Raw genomic sequence first — 18054 nt, 5'->3', positions numbered from 1 at the left:
AAATAACGGCTCTAACTAAGGGCTACAACGCTTTTTATGGTAATATCATTTTAGCTGATGCCTATTCTGCATTTGGCAACGACCAGGCTAAATACGTAATCCCGGGCGACATTCACCCAACTACCGAGGGGCAAATCAAACTTGCTGAAATTGGTTTAGAAGCATTGGGTCTAAATTAAGCTATAAAAATAAAACATGCAGCCTAGGTTAAGCCCTATGCTGCATGTTTTTAATTTAAGTCATCCATTTCGGTGGAACATTTTTATCCCAGTAAACTTCTCCAATTTCATGATGATTCTCAAATCCATCTGAACTTACATGATAGTGAAAATTAAACCAGTATCCTTCTTGTGGACGGTTGTCACGTCTAACATGAAATTTCGCTATGTCTTTTTTTGTGCGGTTATCGTAAATGTTAAAGATTCTTTCACCAAAACCTTGTGTTGGACCTTCCGTAATTGCTAAGTAAGCAGAAGCTTCTTCTCCAGCATTAGCTAGTATGTCTTGAAGGACTATTTCTAAGTTTGGCAAAATAGTAGTCTCAAAGTCTGCTTCTATCTGATTGCTAATTTTCGGTCCTAATTTTGATATGGTTTGTTCTTTAGCTTGCTCTGTCAGGACACTGATGAAGTCGTCATCTTCAAGCGTGACGTCAAGCTCATTTTCTTCACTGATCTCAGTAATTGAGGTGATCTCATCCTGTTTGATAGTATCATTAGAAGAGACAGCTTCTTTACTTTTCTCAGCATCAGCATCTAAATAGGTTGGTGGGATATACAACCCTAAAGTCATAATTGTGATTAATACAACAGATATTTTTCTAAACCAAAGCTTCATGTATACCACCTTCCCTTATCTATTTGCTTTAAATTTTACCACGTTAAAGTGATTTGTCCATACTATTTTTAATCTTTAACAAACTTGTAAATTTTGTAATGAAATAAAACTCCTATTCTTAACCTTTTGTTTTGGCGTCCGCTTATTTTATTTAAATTTCCACTTATATTTTTAAAGGTTAAGACAAATGCTAATTGAAAAGATGCAAGGGAGATTTTCGATTTGCAATTAAATAGACTATATATCAGTTTGATTACCTTAATTTTATTTTCACTTATTGCCTGCAGCAATGAAGAAAATGCATTAGATAAAAAAGATAGTCACTCAGATGAGACTGCCTCCAGTATTTATACAAGCTTATCAAGTGGCGGAGATTCTTCCGGTAACAAACAACCACAGTACAATGATAATTTTAATGTGGACAGCATTGATCGTCCACTCCAGCCACAAAGTAATGCTGCAGAACCTTTCCAGCCTTTGACAACTACACAATTAAGTGATTTTGAATCAACAGTTGTTGAGTTAACCAATGCTGTTAGACAAAAAGAAGGATTACCTGAACTGCAAGTGGACACTCCTTTAAGTCGTATAGCTAGGCTGAAGTCGCGGGATATGCTCACGAATGATTATTTTTCACACGCAAGTCCTACATATGGGTCCCCTTTTACTATGATGAGAGACTTTGGCGTGACTTATCGAACTGCAGGAGAAAACCTTGCCCACGGTCAGCGTACACCTGAACAAGTAGTAGATGCATGGATGAACAGTGAAGGCCATAGAGCCAACATATTAAATAGTGAGTTTACACACATTGGAGTTGGTTTTGTGAAAAGCGATTATTACTGGACTCAAATGTTTATTGAAAAATAACGATAAATTCTGGTGGAGGACTGTTTTTTTAGCAGCCACTTATAATATTTTTTAAACCTTACACAAATACTAACTGGGTACATTAGGAGGATTGAGAAATGGAACCAAATTCATCGTCACAAGAAGCTGGAAAGAAAGAAATACAAGAACATCAACAACATAGGAAGTTAGCCGCATCTGAATTAGGTGATCTATTTGCAAATTACCTTGGAGACTCTTTGTTTGCTTGCGTTATAGAACATCATCTCAATGTTGTTAAAGATGATGAGATAAATGATTATCTAAAGTTTACATTAGATGTCTCACAAAAACACCTTAACTCCATAAAAGCGATATATACAAAGGAGGATATACCTTTGCCTGTTGGCTTTGGGGAACAAGATATTAGAAAGGAAGCTCCACGGCTTTTCAGTGATATATTTATAGTGTTTTACCTTACAGAAATGTCCAGAGCAGGCTTAATAACATATGGCAGTGCACTTTCCGGCTCTTCCAGACAAGATATCATGGATTACTTCACTGAATGTATCCAGGATTCTATTGAAATATATAAAAAAGGTATTCATTTACTGCTGTCAAAAGGTATGGATATTACCCCTCCTTCTACCCCCTATCCGAAGAAAGTTGATTTTGTTGAGAAAAGTTCCTTCATCTCTGCTGTAGCAGGAAAACTCAGACCGTTAACTGCTTTGGAAATAAAGTCATTACAGATTAATATCAACACTAATGTATTAGGTAAAAGCATTATGCTGGGGTTTAGCCAGGTTGCATCCTCTGACAAGTTAAGAAAGTATTTTCGGGATGGTGCTCAATTGGCGGATAAACAAATTAAACAGTTAGGAAAGTATCTTACAGAAGCCAATTTATCCACCCCAAAATTGATGGATGCGAATATTACTGATTCAACCACTCCACCTTTTTCGGATAAGTTAATGCTTTATCACACATCACTTGCAAATGCTATTGGAATGCAAGATTACGGAATCGCAATTTCCAAAATACTAAGACATGACCTGCACCTTCAATTCCTTACACTATCATCAGGAATAGGTAAGTTTGCGAACGATGGATTAAATCTTACCCTGGATTATGGATGGTTAGAAGAGCCCCCTACTGCTGCTGACCGAAAAAAACTATCCAAGACATCACCTGGGAGCAAATCAGACACATAATCTATATTAAATTACTCTCCTCTAAAACTTAGAGGTTTTTTATAAAGAAATGGATCGTTGTCGATGAAGTAAAATAGCCAGTCAGAATAGTAAAAGCGGCGTGAAAAGTTCACACCGCTTTACTTGGGATTGTTTAAATTATTATTAATTCACAGGAAAGACTTTTTATTCTACAATTAATTGTGCAGTCATTTCTGCATGTCCTTCACCACAAGGAACAATACAATTGATAGTATACTCGCCTGGTTCAAGAGTTGCTGTTGCACTACCTTCTCCTTCAATTTTTACATCTGTTCCATCAATAGCAATTCCGTGGAACCCTTCTTCATTAACAAGATCAAATGTAACTTCTCCTGCAGGTACAGTGTAGCTGTCTTCCGCAAACTCCCAATTTGATGCTACTAATTCTACTGTGTTTCCTGATGATTTATCACTGCTTGCATCTTCACTTCCACTAGCTGCGTCATCCCCTCCACAAGCTGCTAAAAATAATACTAATGTTAGAAACATAACCCCTATAATAAACTTTTTCATTTTTATTTCCTCCTCTTATAAAATGATTGTATCTTTGTTTACAACCTAATTTTAATCCTTTATTATCTATAAAAGTATGATTAAAATCACACTTACTAAAACTGTCATGAATATGACACAAATTATGGTTTTTCTTATGATTTTTCTTTAATTCTCTTTACTTTTGTGTTTTGCCAACTTTTAAAGTTACTCATATTCAGAACGATCTCCGAGAGTTAATTGCAGAAAATATATAATCAAACATCCAGCCATTGCCAGCGAGCCCCATCCAACAGTTTGCTGTTCTACTAACAAGTAATTGTTACATATTTGTTGGTCAGCACCTATATATATCCAGGCCATTGTGATTAGCATTAACGTAAGTAATATATAAACTGTATCCTTAACACCTGTGCCTATCTTTTTCCAACTGTCTCTGAGAGGCACACCCACTAAGAAAGGCAGGCTGATAAATTTAAAAATTTCCACCATCTGAATTGTCAAAGCTTCATCCATCATTCTTGGAATCATCCAATAAGACCAGATAATTACAACAAGGGCTATGCCTGGTATACCATTACTATTCCACTTTCTAAAAACCCCCGAAAATTTCGTTTGAAAGAAAGGTGCCATAAGAAATCCTGCGATAACCAGCAAAGGTAATTGCATGTGCATATGAACGATCATAATTGACTCTAATAGATTTGCGACTGGAGGAAGGATTAAAAAAACAAATAATAGTAATCCGTAACGTGGCTGTTTCATAACCTACCCCTCCACTCCTTTTTCTATATAGTCTTCAACGGTACGTACTGCATCACTGATTTTTGTAAAGTCCATGACCTCTAACAAGTGGCCCTCTTTACCAATTAAATAAAATGCTGTATTGTGCTGAAAATTACCATACCCATCTGGAATCACTGTTACTCCAAGATTCGTCAATAGGGCTTTAAGTTCACCTTCATCTTTAATTCTAGCCATACGCCATGTTTCACCATCACTATTAAAGTAGGAACGGTACTTTTCTAGCGTAGCTGGGTCATCATTTTCTGGATCGAAACTAATACTTAAAAAAAGTATTTCCTTACCAATATAATTATCAGGCAATCGATTATAAACATCTGCCATATTTAATTCCAATTGTGGACAAACAGTTGTACAGTTCGTGTACATAAATGTCAGAAAAACATATTTTCCTTTTGCAAATTCATCAAATTTATATACTCTCTCTTTACTGTCCTGTAATGTCACAGCAGGAAATTCAGGTTTGTTTTTTATTAACTCATACGTCCTGGCACTTTCTGCAGTGAAAGCACGAAATCCATCTGTACTACTATAAAACAGGACAAATCCAAATAAAATAACAACAATAAAAGCAAAATAGTTACGTGTTTTTTTTGACACACGATCACTTCCAATCCAACAAGGTAGCCGTGACCACAGACTACCTTGTTACAAAACTGCTACCATGTTCTGATAGGTGGTGATCCTGGCGGTGCATTAACCATGAAGTCGACAATTGGTACTGCATATGCCATCGCAGCAACCATAAGCAATAATACAATCCAAATCCCCCAACGTTCTGTCCATAATGGAGTTGGACGTGCATCGTCCTCGGGTTGAGCTGCTGGAAATTCTGTATAGCCTTTTGGTGCACGAAACATCATGTGAAACACAGCGTAAACCTGAATAATTATAGCTACTAGGAGTATGCTGCCACCAATTCCATAAACAAACTCAAATGGAATCCAGCTGAGTGCTGTTTCATGACCTCCATAGGAAGTATCAGAAGTCCGTCTTGGCGATCCTAATAACCCAACCAGGTGCATGGATCCAGCCATAAGTGTCATTCCTAATGTCCACAACAATGTTTGTATTACACCAATTTTGTTCATTCTTGGCGTTAGTTGGCGTTTTGCTAAATAAGGAATTAGCCAATAACAAATCCCGAAGAAAGTAAGAACGACTGATACGCCGACTGTGATGTGAAAATGCCCAACAACCCACATTGTGTTATGAATTACTTGGTTCAATTGGTTACTAGTATTAACAATTCCGCCTGCTCCTCCAGGGATAAAGGCAATCATGGCTATCATAGGCGCCAAAAATCTTACATCACCCCATGGTAGTTTTTTAACCCAACCTAGTAATCCTTTCCCACCCAGGCTTCTGCCTGTACGTTCGAATACTGCGAACATAGCAAATGCAGTCATTAGAGAAGGCACTGCAATAGATAGACTCATAAATACATGTAAAAATTTAATTGATTGTGATATTCCGGGATCGATAATTTGATGGTGAAAGCCCCCAGGAATGTTTAAAATAACGATTAGGATAACAACGACTCTGATCAATTTGTCATTAAACAATCTTCCACCGATAATTTTTGGTACAATTGCATACCAGGCAGAGATGGCAACCAGATACCAAATATTTACCAGTGTGTGGCCAAAGCTCCAAAACAGAGTACGGGAAACCATAACATTAATTGTTTCCTTCCAACCAAGCGACCAGGGAATAAGTGTTAAGACTTCGATTGTTACTCCAATACTTCCGAAGAACCACAGTACAAACACACCCATTGTAAAATATGCCATTAATGGTGTTGTCTGTCCTGGATGCATTTTTCTCCAATAGCGATAATTGGTGAAAACGCCAAAGCAACAAGACCATATTCCCAGGACAAGAAAAACGAGTCCTATATAAAACCACGGTGAAGCAGCTAGTGGTGGATAAAACGTATATAAAACAGATGATTCATTCATTACAATTGTAGTTACAACTAAAACAACACCTAAAACCATTAATGCGAAACCGATCCATGCCATTTTACGTACTTTTGATAATAGACCACCTAGACTGTGAGAAAGACTCGCATATAAATAACCAATAGTAAAGGTAGCGGTAAAAACAATAACTAATAAAATTCCGTGTGCTGTTAGTACTTGATAATAGTTCAGCCATGATGGCAGCGACATAATTCCCGCTCGCTGTAAACCTTGCAACAACCCTAAAACTCCACCAATCAGCAACGAAACAAATGCTACAGTTAAAAAAGATAAAGACACCTTCGCATCTTTAGGATTTACACCTAAAATGCTTGATTTTTCTATAATTTTGTTTGACGATATTGCATGTTCCATTGATACTACCCCTCCTTTACTTGACTATAATGGAAGTACCCATCACTTGGTGCCCTGCACCGCAGTATTCATTACATAAAACCAAATAATCACCAGGTTCTTCAAATGTATGTGATATTTTTTGAATATGCCCCGGCATTACCATGGCATTTATATTTGTACCTGCCACTTGAAAGCCATGTGTAACATCCTTTGAAGTCAGGATAAAGTTCACCTTTGCGCCAGCAGGCACTTCAACTTCACTCGGGTCAAACCCAAAAGCTTGTAAAGTCATGACAACTTCATATTCATTTTCACCAATTTTTTTGACCCCTGGATTATCGAATGGTGCTGTTTCACTTACTTTTTGGGGATCAATCATTTCTTTGTTACTTGGTGGACCCATTCCTAGCGCAAATGTTTGATAACCAGTTATTAGCATAAAAATGACTAAGATGCCGATACTTACAGCTAACCATGTTTCTTCCAATCGATGCATAGTTACTCCCCCTTAAATTCTTGACATATACAGGCTAAATACGCCTACCCACATTATTACAATAACCGCTGCTACAAACCCCACAGATAACAAGGTGCCTCTAAACGAATTTTCCTCTTTGTCAACTTGTTTTGTCTTGTTTAATCCCATCGGCTACATCCTCCTTAGTAGTTATTTCTCTTTCATCATAGTCTGAATTATTTCCAGTGGATGTGAAGTAAATCACATCTTAGATATGTTTTTTTGAAGCGTCATAATATTGCCATATTCTTTAGGGAAACAGAAAGTATAATCATGAATGTTAAGCGGAAAGTGCTAATGACGTAAGAATTAGTTGCACATATACAGTAAGGAATGTTTTTTATAATTAAAACTTGGCTTAAGGCCTTACTGCCAAAAAAAATACCCCAACCTTCTATTAACGGTTGGAGTATACCAGCAAATATGTAAAAGCCAAATTAGAAAAATCGACGTGACGAAAAGCTCTTATGGCGAATGCCCTTGCATAAACACACGCGTCCAGCTCCAGCGCCCATTGCCTAGTGACGCATATCGGCCTTCTTACGATAAGGTTATCACCAAATTGCTTCGCTATTGTTGGTTCTTTATCTCGTTAAGGACCTAAAATTTTGTGGTTCTTAACGACAAAAAACCATCAAATTAGAATTTAATTCAATGGTTTTTGGATACATTTGATTCAGCAAACGAACCGTACACATGTTTTTTATCTATAGTTAATGAATTGTACATCGACAGGCAATTTCCCTTGGCGGACCGCAGCCATAATTTGCTGTAAATCATCCTTGTTTTTAGCTGTAACACGAACCTGATCGTCCTGAATTTGACTTTTTACTTTAAGGCCACTGTTTTTAATAATAGTATTTATTTTTTTCGCATTTTCTTTATCGATCCCTTGGATAAGCTTTCCGCGTTGACGCACATTTCCACTAAAAGCGCTTTCTACTTTTCCATAATCGATATTTTTTGTGGGCACTCCACGTTTAATTAATTTTGATACGAGAACTTCTTTTAACTGTTCCAGCTTGTAATCGTTATCAGACACTAGCACAAGCTCTTCCTTATCAAGGGAGATGTCGCTTGTGCTTCCTTTAAAATCATAACGGGTTTTAATTTCCTTTAATGCTGCGGTGACTGCGTTTGTTACTTCAGGCATATCCACTTGGGATACAATATCGAATGAGCTTTCTTTAGCCATAATGAACCTCCGAATTTTTTATTATTGTCTTTTCTAGCTTATCATTAAAAAGTTAAAGCTGTTTTCTAAAAGATTGTTGTTATTGACATAAAATCTATAGAATGCGACGTAACAGTTATGTATATTTTCTATCACCATTTATTAAATTGGTGCTGAACCAGCGCTGCGGAAAAAACACTCGCTTTCCGTGGGAAACGCTTCAGCCACCTTGCCCCGGCAAGGGGTATGCCGATGTTGTCCGCAAAGGACGGTCTTAGTCGGCACGCGTCATCTACCGCTCACTGCGGGGTCTTCAGACTGTTCCTTTCGAGGCTGCTGAAAAAGTTAAATGTAGTACAAAATGTGTCGATTTGCCGTCGCATCTTCGAATATACTTCGCGCACCTTAGGGAGAGTGCCGAGCCTCCTCGGACTGCCGTCCTGCGGGGTCTCGATGATCTCTTGCTTCCCGCAGGAGTCTACGTATATTCAAGATGCTAAGTTAAAGTGAAAAGTTAATTTTTAAAAATCCACCGCTTTTTCAGTGGCCTGGTTCCTTTCCCACTGGAGTCTCGCATTTTTCCGCAGCTTAGTTAGCCTTTTGTCCAAGGGAGAAGAGTTTCCGTAAGAACCACAAAATTCTAGCGTAACTTTCTATCTTAGTGAAGGCGGAATACGAAGACTCCTGCGGGAACAGCACGCGTCCGAAGGCCCCGGAAGAAGCGTTCTTTGCTTCTGAGGAGACTGAGGCCGTGCCCGCGGAAAGCGAAGTGTTCTGCCGGAACGGCGTCTAAAGAATTTACTACGTCGCAGTTTGTATCAACTGTGAAGGTTATACAGCAACAAAACTTATGAAATGAGTCAAGGTTAAATACATTGCACTATATAGTCATTATAGTAAATATAGGAAATAAGAACAACTTATGGAATACAGGTTCGAGTCAATTTTTGAAAGTTTTTTAGTTTAAATGCTTCTATCGTTCGCCAATCGGTGTAGTAATAGGAACATCGAAAATCCAGATAAATCCTACTACAACTAAACCTGAAAGAAAATAGGTTAAAAGCGGATGCTTGAAATGAAGGCGAATGAAGGTATACATTAGAAAATAAAAAGCAGGCTCCATCCAAAATTTGTAACCATGATGAAAAGTGATTTTGTCAAAGTAAACAAATACACTCTCTACAAGGATAGAACCAACTATCCACTTTACATAGTAGAATAATACCTTTTTTTGTGTATGTTCTTCTGGATAATTAGATAGAAAAATAAAGGAAATTGCAGGTAGCAAAAAAATGCTGTTACCCACCTCGGTCAAAGAGTGAGAAGAGTAAAAATCAGGTTGATACTTCCATAAATCATAATTTGCAGCAAGAAAATTATATAGAAGATTCAATGTGCAGACGTATAAAAGTGTTGATTGGTATTTTTTCCACTCACGTAAATCTCCAAATTTATATGCTAAGAATATAAACAAAATTTGACTTAATGTATGCAAATAAAAGACCTCTTTTTTGCCAGAAATTATGAAACATTCTTCAATGAGTATGAACATACACATCCATTTTCATGCATTGTACAGTGCATGAAAAATGTTTAATATATACGGTTATAGTGCTATTAACAAATTAGTATTGTTCACAATCGTTTTAAATGGTGGATTAATTGACATCTTCCCATTACAAACTAATCCTATAAGTACGTTTCCATTACTCAAAAAATATTCCTGACACTCTTCAAATGTTTTGTTTGCCAATTGATCTGGAAGGGATAACGTTTTATACTTTTGTGCGATTAGCTGTTCAAGGGATGATTTATCTGATTCACCATGTTTAATGTGGTTATAGAATAAATTCCCCATAAATTCATTAGACCTGATTATAGTTGTTGCACCTGCTCTTCTGGCATTTTCAAAATATTTATTTGTTAGAATCTCAGTAATGATTTTGACAGTTGGATTAGCAATCTTTACTGAAATAGTAAGTAGAATGCTATACTGATCTGCTTCTTCTTCACTCTTCGATGGGTCAGATGTCACAACAACTGATTTTGCCCGGCTTATATTCGCACTAACTAAAACCTCAATTTCATAAGCATCGCCTCTTATAAACTTAAAATTACCTTCATTTACTGGAGGTGAGGATAATGTAGCGTCAATTAACAAAATGGGTTCTTCATTGCCTTTAGCTCTTATCTTCTGAATTAGTTGTCTAGATCGTTCATTCCAACCTATTATTACATGATGGTTTTCCATTCATTCATCTCACCTTTTGTTATCCTGTTAATATATCTTCACGCGCATAACGGACTCTTACGTTTTTTTGTTTTGCCAGTGAAAAGGCTAGTGTTAGTGGGCCGACTTTGCCAATGATCATTATAATCATAATAATGATCTTTCCTATTGATGTTAAATCATCTGTTAATCCCATTGAAAGCCCAACAGTTCCAAACGCAGAAACTGCCTCAAAAACAATCATAAGAAAGGATGCATCCTCTGTTATATCTAAAATAAAAATCCCTATAAATACAAAGGTGATACTAAGGACTGTAATCGCCAAAGAGCGTACAACAGTTGAATCAGTAATCGTTCGCTTGAAAATTGTTATTTCCTCTTTCTTTTTAATGAATGAAGCAACAGATAGCATCAGTGAAAGAAATGTTGTTAGCTTTATCCCACCACCTGTTGATGCACTACCCGCACCAATGAACATCAGTATAACCATTAAAAATAATGTGGAATCGTTTAAGCTTCCAATATCAAGTGTATTAAATCCGGCTGTTCTTGGGGTCACCGCCTGGAAATAAGAGGCCTGTAGTTTATTGAATAGTGAAAGATCACCAATCGTGTTTGGGTTATCGAATTCTAACCAAAATACAAAAACCACCGCAATAACGTTAATAACTACTGTTCCAACAACCATCAGTTTTGTATGCAAACTGAATTTTCTAAACTTCTTCTTTTTCCACATGTCAAAGATTACCGTAAAACCAATACCACCAATGATAAATGAGGCGGTTATAATTACCGTAACTATGGGATCGTTGACGAAACGGGATAAACTATCTGACCAAATAGAAAATCCCGCATTATTAAATGCCGACACTGAATGGAATAAACCAGCAAATAAACCTTCTTTTAACCCCATTGTTGGGACCCAACGCAATGATAGTAAAATAAATACAATGGTTTCCGTTATTAATGAAAACACTAATAGTTTTTTAGCGAGAACAATAATGCCACCTATTGAATTTTGATTTAATGACTGTGTAATAAGGACATGCTCCTTAAAGCCTAACTTTCTCCCCGCCATTAAGAAGACGAAAACTGCAAATGTCATAATTCCTAATCCACCAAGTTGAATTAATAGAAGAATCACAACCTGACCAAATAAAGTAAACGCTGTACCCGTATCCACTACAATAAGACCTGTCACTGTCATTGCTGATGTTGCCGTGAAAAAGGCATTAAGAAGAGAAATTGATTCCGTAGTGGCAAAGGGTAGTTTAAGCAATATTGTCCCTATGACTATAAAAGTGATAAAAATCATTACTAGGAACTTCGGGGGATTTATCTTCTTCGTTATTCCATTGTTTATCACCACTACACCCCCTCATTTTCAAATCTTTCAAGATTGTCATTGCTACCTATTGCAACTAATATATCGGTGCTATCTATCTTCATGTAAGGAGAGGGAGAAACCACAATATTGTTCGTTCTTTGTTTGATTGCAATAACGTTACATCCATAGTTAGCTTGTATATCCAGTTCAGATAATGTCTTACCCGCTACCTTATTACTTGCTTTAATTTCTACGATACTATATTCATCAGACAGCTCTATGTAATCTGTTATCTTATCCGAAACAATATGGTTAGCAATCCGTATTGCCATATCGCGTTCAGGGTGAATTATTTTATCTGCTCCAACCTTTTTCAACACCTTCTCGTGGTATTCATTACGAGCCTTTACCCACACTTTTTCTATCCCCATTTCTTTCAGGATAAGAGTAGCTAAAATACTTGATTCTATACCCTCACCAAGGCTTACAATCACACAATTAAAATTATTAATACCTACCGCTTTTAATGACTCTTTATCGATTGCATCTAGTTCGGCTGCGTGACTAACCAAAGGTGAATATTCTTGAACACGTTCCAGCCTTTTGTCTAATGCCAAAACATCAACACCCAGACTGACTAATTCTTTACACAGGTTCCCCCCGAAGCGCCCTAACCCAATTACTGCAAATTCCTTTTTACGTGGTGAATTATCACTCAATTTGTTACTTCCTTCCTTATGTTAGGGTTTTGTTTATCAGTATCTACATAATCTTTCATTAATATAAGGTGGTTTTTAATAGGAATTTCATATTTATCATTCCAGGCGAGAAGACTCCATCCTCAAGGAATGAGAAGGGTAGAGATGAATCGCCTTCGGATAAGGGATAGATTTAGCTATCTCAATTGTCCGACTAACTAAGCACTAGCCCAAAAGTCTAAAGCGTTATTCATAGCTCCACTTATCATTATTACCGAACAAACGTTTGCGTGTTTTTAAGACATCATATACATTAAAAGAGAAGGGGAGGTGATTTGCTTGGCCATAAGGCTTATAAATTCAGAATCTACCCTAACCAGAATCAAGCTATCTTCATTAATAAAACCATAGGATATTCTCGTTTTATGTCAATCATTTTTTGGCAAAATGGAATGCAACTTATAGGAAAACGGGGAAAAAATCATAAGTTAGCAAAGGCAATTAGCGAGGTAAGTTGGTCGCAATTTTGAACAATGCTAGAATACGAAGCAAAGGGCAATGGGAAACAAGTTGTAGTTGTCGCTAAAAATTTCCCTTCTAGCCAAATTTGTTCCTGTTGTGGCTATGAAAACAAAGACGTTAAGAATCTCGCACTACGTGAGTGGGATTGCCCATCTTGTGGTACACATCACGACAGGGATCTTAACGCAAATATAAATATTAAAAATGAAGCAATAAAACTTCTAACCGTAGGTCCTACGCGGTTTGCCTAATTAAAACCTACTGTTAGGTTGGTGTTCTTAGGAATCTCCCACTTCAAACGGTGGCGAGAGGGTTCAAGTAGTTATATGTAGAATCAATCATTGGATTTTTTCAAGAGACAACATATCATCAGAAAAGGAAATAACCTTCCTTCTCTATCTACAAATTTTTTTCTAATGTATAATTGAACAATCCGGTTCCTTTCATGTATAATACAGTTTATGTTTTGTAACAACTACTACTTGGAAGAGTTGGTACGCAGGGAGGTTTGTAAGTGAATATTTTTTCCAGATTGTTTAAAGTGAGCTATCTATCAACTATTAGATTAATTGTTTTGTTTTACATTATAGCGGTACTATTTTCGATGATTTGGCTAAACCTTCCTTTCTTTCATGATGAAGGTGTGAATCTAACATTTATTGATTTATTGTTTACCTCTGTAAGTGCTATTAGCGTTACAGGGCTTACCGTCGTTTCCACTGTAGATACGTTTAATACTGCTGGAAGTATTGCACTTACTGTAGTACTGCAATTTGGTGGAATCGGAATAATGACATTAGGAACTTTTATATGGATTATTCTTGGGAAGAGAATCGGATTACGAGGTAGGCAATTAATACAAATTGACCAAAATAGAACAACTTTAGGCGGACTCGTTCAATTATTATTAAAAATCCTTAAGATTATTCTACTAATAGAGTTGATAGGAACGATTATTTTAAGTACATATTTTTTATCCTATTTTGACACGTGGCAGGAGGCTCTGCTGCAAGGATTTTTTGGTGCTGTCAGTGCTACGACGAATGCTGGTTTTGATATAACTGGAGCATCTTTGATTCCATTTGCTGATGATTATTTCGTCCAATTTGTTAACATTATCTTACTGACATTGGGAGCAATAGGGTTTCCGGTTCTTATTGAACTACAGGACTTTATAAAAGGAAATTACCATGGCAAGAATCCTAAACACAGTTTTTCTTTATTTTCTAAGCTTACAACGGTTACTTTTTTTGCACTTATCTTAGCAGGGTGGCTCTTGATATTAATTTTAGAGCATAATTCTACCTTTTTTGCAGACAAGTCCTGGCATGAGAAGCTCTTTTATAGTCTATTTCAATCTGTAACGACCAGGAACGGTGGCCTGGCCACTATGGATGTCAATGAGTTCACTTCACCGACTTTAATTATGATGTGTGCGTTAATGTTTATAGGAGCATCACCGAGTAGTGTAGGTGGAGGTATCAGAACAACCACATTCGCTATCATGTTGTTATCAATCTACAATTACGCTAAAGGGAGAACAAGTATTAAGGTGTTTGGCCGTGAGCTAGACAATGAAGATGTCATACGGTCTTTTATTGTCATTACCACTGCTCAGATGATATGTGTAGCCGCTATTATCGTTCTAAACTTCACGGAGCCTTTTGAGCTGCTTCCAATCGCATTTGAAGTTTTCTCAGCCTTTGGTACTACAGGGCTGTCTATGGGGATCACAGCCGATTTAAGTGAAATTGGGAAAAGCGTGATTATTTTCCTAATGTTTGTTGGTAGGATCGGGATATTCTCGTTTATCTTTATTATTAGAGGAAGAGCTACAAAAGACAGATTCCATTATCCTAAGGAAAGAATGATTATAGGGTAAAGAAGATATTTCAGGTGTATAAAGTGATGATTATAAGACCCCGGTTAATATACTTATAAATGTATATTAACCGGGGTCTTATATATTCTGTCTTTCTAATTTAGTTTAGTCATACCTTACTTTTCAACAATACTCTTTCAAGGAAAAACTTAATAATAATTGCCTTCGATATATAAATAGGAACTGAGTATGAATATTTCCAATTTGTTAACTGATAAATATTAATTTTAACAAAGATTGGTTCAGCTATATAAGCATAGAGAAGCGCAGTTATTATATTAGCGATAACAAAAGTTTTCCATTTAGTAAAATATTGATAAATCAGCATATGTAATACAGGTAGTACAGATATATCTATTGGATTTAACCTTGGAATAAAATTGACTAATTGGTAAGGATAGGACCATAAACTCATTTGAACCCCTATGTCATCCAGAATAGTAATAAGGATTGATAGCAGCAACCCAAATAGCCAGATTTGTTTTATTCTTGATTTGTCCACGAGAAACCACCAGAGTATCCATGGGAGTACAAAAAGACCTAGTAAAAGCCACCATTGTGGACTTAATAGGTCTTGATGAATAAAGTTTTCAAATCTCATTTCTGTCAACTGCTTATGTGCTTTTTCAATTTCACCCTGTGTTGGATATGCCATAATACCATATGCTCCCTTAAATGCTAAGTACTATAGTAATTTACAAATAATCAATACCAGTTAATTTGGCATTAAATATTTTTTCTCTAAGGTCTGTACCTTTATTAATATCCAGAATCTTTTGTCCACATTGTAGGAAACCATCCAATTCAACTTCAGATAAATGATTCATCTCAAAAGGAAAAGAATCTTTATCCATTATTGTTCCAACGATCTGATGGAATAAATCCTCACCAGCATGTGTAATCGTTACCTTTTTGTATTTAGAACGTTCTGGGTCCCTTACAATAGTAATAAAACCCCTTTCCTTTAATGGTTTCATTAATCTTGTAACAGTTGATACGTGCCAACAGCCTATCTCACTAATTTCAGAAGGAGTTAGTGTTTTTTGGTTCGTGCAAAGAATAAATAGAATATGCTGTTGCGCTGGTGAAATGTTGTATTTCTTCCCTAGCTCAGACCAATGGGAATCCATGCAGAAATATAATGCTCTGACCATTAGAACAACGTTTTGCCTGTAAAAAAATTTCATGTAGACCTCCTCACTTGTATCTACAACTGTAGATGCAAGTATCACATATTGTTGACAGTTACCTGAGGCATCATACTTCTGTATTTAATTTTTTTCATTCAAAAAATAGAATAATTGAGATTTCGGGGAAAATTAGGTACAAAAGCGCTTGGATGATAAAACTTTATCATCCAAGCGCAATACCCTCTACATACTTCCGGTGTACCTTTTCCCCTTATTTTTTCTAGATAGATAAAGTATAATTTTGTTGTTTGAATCAAGGAACGATTTCAAAAATAGTACCTTGGTTAAAATCAGTCACTTTCATAGAGCCGTAAACCCCTAAATATAACCTGCTTTGATCTAGATTCGCTCCGAGGCTTACAAAATAAGCAGATTGAGACCCAAAATTATAATCGGTTTCAATAACGCTAAAATCATTTAGTTTACAATCCGGTCTTACCCTAGTATAAGCTAAAACCCCTTTACCTGGATTTTGAGATTCTTCCTTCCGGGCAAGATCGGTAAACACAACGCTACCCGTTAAAGCGGGGATTCCTTTCCCAGTATATGGGTGGACTCCTGTAAGTGCAGTCCCTCCAAACTTATCGGGTCGGGGATCTTTATGGTAATAACTAGTTAAAGGATGAATCCGGTTCACTGAAGTTTTAATTGATTCATTGTAATAAGCAATAGTTTTTTCATCCAAATTCAGATTTGCAGAGCAGCCCCTTATAATCGATGTAGGAAAAGCACCTTCCCATCCTCGCCAACCAAAGTTAATCAATCCTTCTTGGTCAGATTTCATTAAAGAAGTTTGGATAAGTTGTGTAACCGGGATTGGTTTATAATCAACGAATGAAAAAATTGACTCTACCAAATCCTGTCCGACATTTCCCACATATTTAATATACTGATCATAATACCTTTGAAATGAAATCCCTGGTATATTGCGAACCCCTTTGGCCATTACTGTTAGTGTTTCTTGAATAGGTGTGGGTAGTTCATTAAAACGTGTGACTACGGGTGGATTATTGATAGATGTATTTTTAACTACATCAATTTCAATTATTTTACCAGCGATTTCCATCTCGTCCTGACTTAAATTAAATGGATCATAGCCTGATCCACCGTCTCCGGTTGTTAAAACAAGTTTTCCTGTTTCAGGTGAAAAGTTTAAGCTATCAACACCATTATGATTGAAAAATGGTCTTCTTAAGTTAAGTAATGTCCGTCGTTTTTGAGGTTGACCATTCGATTGTAAAATCCATTCTTCAACTGTATCAATATGATCGTATTGAGTATCTCTATTTGTCCACCTTAGGTTTAAAGTTTTGGGATCACACGGGTTAGGAATAAAAGATTCAGGAAGAGCGCCTGGACCTTGTGTTCCAGCTACTGAATAATGAAGATAAAACAAACCGTTATAATAAAATTCAGGATGAAACGCTAATCCTAGCAATCCCCGCTCGTCATATCCTCCTCCAGAAACACCTAGTTTTATGATCCGCGGGCGAACATCTAAAAAAGTCCTAATATCCCCGTTTCCTATGTAAAAGATTTCTCCTACCTGAGTTGCAATAAATAATCTTTCAATTGAGTCACCAGGAAGTATAGTTGCTTTCAAAACAGTGGGTAAATTTATCCTATTTACAATAGGGCGTAAACTAACCTTAACTTTAATCAAATAACTTTTCCCTCCTTCTAATTGTTTTCTTTTAAAAGAATATGATTATAACTATTCTAATAGTACCAATTAGGGCTGCGGAATCTTCAAGGCATTGCGCCATTTTCCGTACCAGCGTCATACGGCGTCAAAAAACATTTCTTGGCATCAGGGGAGTTATTTCATTCATTCCATGTTCATAAGGACAGTGGTTGTCATACTTTAAGCAAGAATTTTGTTTTATCCAAATAATTTGACTAAGCAACGAAGAATCTTAGAAAGCATCAAAAAAAGACTTAAACAGTCCTATGAAATAGTAAGAATAGGGACAAATTGACATACATAAATATAGGAA

General features: G+C 36.5%; 17 protein-coding genes and 3 pseudogenes. 5 read left to right on the top strand and 15 right to left on the bottom strand.

Features of this window, described 5'->3' with window-relative positions; genetic code table 11:
* Positions 1 to 234: 234 nt before the first annotated feature.
* Positions 235 to 837 (bottom strand): YpjP family protein, encoded by a 603-nt coding sequence (locus tag ACOI1D_RS17460; protein WP_422503025.1) that lies wholly within the window; start codon positions 835 to 837, stop codon positions 235 to 237.
* Positions 838 to 1329: 492 nt separating this feature from the next.
* On the opposite strand from ACOI1D_RS17460, the pseudogene ACOI1D_RS17455 reads away from it, so the two are divergent.
* Together ACOI1D_RS17455 and ACOI1D_RS17450 are read left to right on the top strand one after the other, a co-directional pair.
* Positions 1330 to 1707, top strand: a pseudogene (locus ACOI1D_RS17455) (CAP domain-containing protein); the annotation flags it as partial.
* Positions 1708 to 1805: 98 nt separating this feature from the next.
* Positions 1806 to 2879, top strand: a complete 1074-nt coding sequence (locus ACOI1D_RS17450) for a DUF3231 family protein (protein ID WP_422503024.1) — start codon at positions 1806 to 1808, stop codon at positions 2877 to 2879.
* A 165-nt stretch (positions 2880 to 3044) separates the two neighbouring features.
* On the opposite strand, the gene ACOI1D_RS17445 is transcribed toward ACOI1D_RS17450, so the two are convergent.
* The 11 genes from ACOI1D_RS17445 to ACOI1D_RS17395 form a co-directional block, all read right to left on the bottom strand.
* The gene (locus ACOI1D_RS17445; protein ID WP_422503022.1) at positions 3045 to 3413 is read right to left on the bottom strand and encodes a cytochrome C oxidase subunit II; all 369 of its coding nucleotides are present in this window, start codon (positions 3411 to 3413) and stop codon (positions 3045 to 3047) included.
* Positions 3414 to 3599: 186 nt separating this feature from the next.
* The gene (locus ACOI1D_RS17440) at positions 3600 to 4157 is read right to left on the bottom strand and encodes a hypothetical protein (protein ID WP_422503020.1); all 558 of its coding nucleotides are present in this window, start codon (positions 4155 to 4157) and stop codon (positions 3600 to 3602) included.
* 3 nt (positions 4158 to 4160) lie between these two features.
* Positions 4161 to 4796, bottom strand: coding sequence for an SCO family protein (locus tag ACOI1D_RS17435; RefSeq protein WP_422503018.1), 636 nt, complete (start codon positions 4794 to 4796; stop codon positions 4161 to 4163).
* A gap of 59 nt (positions 4797 to 4855) precedes the next feature.
* On the bottom strand, positions 4856 to 6535 hold the full coding sequence (locus tag ACOI1D_RS17430; protein WP_422503016.1) for a cbb3-type cytochrome c oxidase subunit I: 1680 nt from the start codon (positions 6533 to 6535) through the stop codon (positions 4856 to 4858).
* 16 nt (positions 6536 to 6551) lie between these two features.
* Positions 6552 to 7013 carry a cytochrome c oxidase subunit II gene (locus ACOI1D_RS17425; RefSeq protein WP_422503014.1) on the bottom strand — a complete coding sequence of 154 codons (462 nt, stop codon included), beginning with the start codon at positions 7011 to 7013 and terminating at the stop codon, positions 6552 to 6554.
* Between the two features lie 12 nt (positions 7014 to 7025).
* Positions 7026 to 7163, bottom strand: coding sequence for a cytochrome c oxidase subunit 2A (locus tag ACOI1D_RS17420; protein WP_422503012.1), 138 nt, complete (start codon positions 7161 to 7163; stop codon positions 7026 to 7028).
* Between the two features lie 574 nt (positions 7164 to 7737).
* Positions 7738 to 8229, bottom strand: coding sequence for a YajQ family cyclic di-GMP-binding protein (locus tag ACOI1D_RS17415; RefSeq protein ID WP_422503010.1), 492 nt, complete (start codon positions 8227 to 8229; stop codon positions 7738 to 7740).
* A 952-nt stretch (positions 8230 to 9181) separates the two neighbouring features.
* Positions 9182 to 9703 (bottom strand): CBO0543 family protein, encoded by a 522-nt coding sequence (locus ACOI1D_RS17410; RefSeq protein ID WP_422503009.1) that lies wholly within the window; start codon positions 9701 to 9703, stop codon positions 9182 to 9184.
* 111 nt (positions 9704 to 9814) lie between these two features.
* Positions 9815 to 10459, bottom strand: a complete 645-nt coding sequence (locus tag ACOI1D_RS17405) for an NAD-binding protein (protein ID WP_422503007.1) — start codon at positions 10457 to 10459, stop codon at positions 9815 to 9817.
* A 19-nt stretch (positions 10460 to 10478) separates the two neighbouring features.
* A complete protein-coding gene (locus ACOI1D_RS17400; protein WP_422503027.1) occupies positions 10479 to 11753 on the bottom strand; it encodes a TrkH family potassium uptake protein in 1275 nt (424 codons plus the stop codon).
* Positions 11754 to 11806: 53 nt separating this feature from the next.
* On the bottom strand, positions 11807 to 12484 hold the full coding sequence (locus ACOI1D_RS17395) for a potassium channel family protein (protein WP_422503005.1): 678 nt from the start codon (positions 12482 to 12484) through the stop codon (positions 11807 to 11809).
* Positions 12485 to 12798: 314 nt separating this feature from the next.
* Between ACOI1D_RS17395 and ACOI1D_RS17390 the strand changes: the two are divergent.
* The 3 genes and pseudogenes from ACOI1D_RS17390 to ACOI1D_RS17380 form a co-directional block, all read left to right on the top strand.
* A pseudogene (locus ACOI1D_RS17390) lies at positions 12799 to 12852 on the top strand (helix-turn-helix domain-containing protein); the annotation flags it as partial.
* An 87-nt stretch (positions 12853 to 12939) separates the two neighbouring features.
* A pseudogene (locus tag ACOI1D_RS17385) lies at positions 12940 to 13236 on the top strand (RNA-guided endonuclease TnpB family protein); the annotation flags it as partial.
* Between the two features lie 263 nt (positions 13237 to 13499).
* On the top strand, positions 13500 to 14867 hold the full coding sequence (locus tag ACOI1D_RS17380) for a TrkH family potassium uptake protein (RefSeq protein ID WP_422503003.1): 1368 nt from the start codon (positions 13500 to 13502) through the stop codon (positions 14865 to 14867).
* A gap of 109 nt (positions 14868 to 14976) precedes the next feature.
* Here ACOI1D_RS17380 and ACOI1D_RS17375 read toward each other — a convergent pair whose 3' ends face one another.
* The 3 genes from ACOI1D_RS17375 to ACOI1D_RS17365 all read right to left on the bottom strand — a co-directional run bounded on the left by ACOI1D_RS17375 (position 14977) and on the right by ACOI1D_RS17365 (position 17720).
* The gene (locus ACOI1D_RS17375; RefSeq protein WP_422503001.1) at positions 14977 to 15522 is read right to left on the bottom strand and encodes a CBO0543 family protein; all 546 of its coding nucleotides are present in this window, start codon (positions 15520 to 15522) and stop codon (positions 14977 to 14979) included.
* Between the two features lie 40 nt (positions 15523 to 15562).
* Positions 15563 to 16054, bottom strand: a complete 492-nt coding sequence (locus ACOI1D_RS17370) for a MarR family winged helix-turn-helix transcriptional regulator (RefSeq protein ID WP_422502999.1) — start codon at positions 16052 to 16054, stop codon at positions 15563 to 15565.
* Between the two features lie 256 nt (positions 16055 to 16310).
* Positions 16311 to 17720, bottom strand: a complete 1410-nt coding sequence (locus tag ACOI1D_RS17365; RefSeq protein WP_422502998.1) for a PQQ-dependent sugar dehydrogenase — start codon at positions 17718 to 17720, stop codon at positions 16311 to 16313.
* Positions 17721 to 18054 lie beyond the last annotated feature (334 nt).

It is taken from the genome of Virgibacillus sp. DJP39 (assembly GCF_049310925.1).
Lineage (GTDB): Bacteria > Bacillota > Bacilli > Bacillales > Amphibacillaceae > Virgibacillus_F.
The sequence above is the reverse complement of the archived record's forward strand: the minus strand, read 5'-3'. Positions and strand labels throughout refer to the sequence as shown.

Excerpts from the sequence above, each read along its gene's own strand:
- ACOI1D_RS17400 (WP_422503027.1), bottom strand. The coding sequence starts at position 11,753 with ATGATTTTTATCACTTTTATAGTCATAGGGACAATATTGCTTAAACTA.
- ACOI1D_RS17420 (WP_422503012.1), bottom strand. The coding sequence starts at position 7,163 with ATGGGATTAAACAAGACAAAACAAGTTGACAAAGAGGAAAATTCGTTT.
- ACOI1D_RS17370 (WP_422502999.1), bottom strand. The coding sequence starts at position 16,054 with ATGAAATTTTTTTACAGGCAAAACGTTGTTCTAATGGTCAGAGCATTA.
- ACOI1D_RS17405 (WP_422503007.1), bottom strand. The coding sequence starts at position 10,459 with ATGGAAAACCATCATGTAATAATAGGTTGGAATGAACGATCTAGACAA.
- ACOI1D_RS17425 (WP_422503014.1), bottom strand. The coding sequence starts at position 7,013 with ATGCATCGATTGGAAGAAACATGGTTAGCTGTAAGTATCGGCATCTTA.
- ACOI1D_RS17445 (WP_422503022.1), bottom strand. The coding sequence starts at position 3,413 with ATGAAAAAGTTTATTATAGGGGTTATGTTTCTAACATTAGTATTATTT.
- ACOI1D_RS17440 (WP_422503020.1), bottom strand. The coding sequence starts at position 4,157 with ATGAAACAGCCACGTTACGGATTACTATTATTTGTTTTTTTAATCCTT.
- ACOI1D_RS17430 (WP_422503016.1), bottom strand. The coding sequence starts at position 6,535 with ATGGAACATGCAATATCGTCAAACAAAATTATAGAAAAATCAAGCATT.
- ACOI1D_RS17375 (WP_422503001.1), bottom strand. The coding sequence starts at position 15,522 with ATGGCATATCCAACACAGGGTGAAATTGAAAAAGCACATAAGCAGTTG.
- ACOI1D_RS17450 (WP_422503024.1), top strand. The coding sequence starts at position 1,806 with ATGGAACCAAATTCATCGTCACAAGAAGCTGGAAAGAAAGAAATACAA.
- ACOI1D_RS17460 (WP_422503025.1), bottom strand. The coding sequence starts at position 837 with ATGAAGCTTTGGTTTAGAAAAATATCTGTTGTATTAATCACAATTATG.
- ACOI1D_RS17415 (WP_422503010.1), bottom strand. The coding sequence starts at position 8,229 with ATGGCTAAAGAAAGCTCATTCGATATTGTATCCCAAGTGGATATGCCT.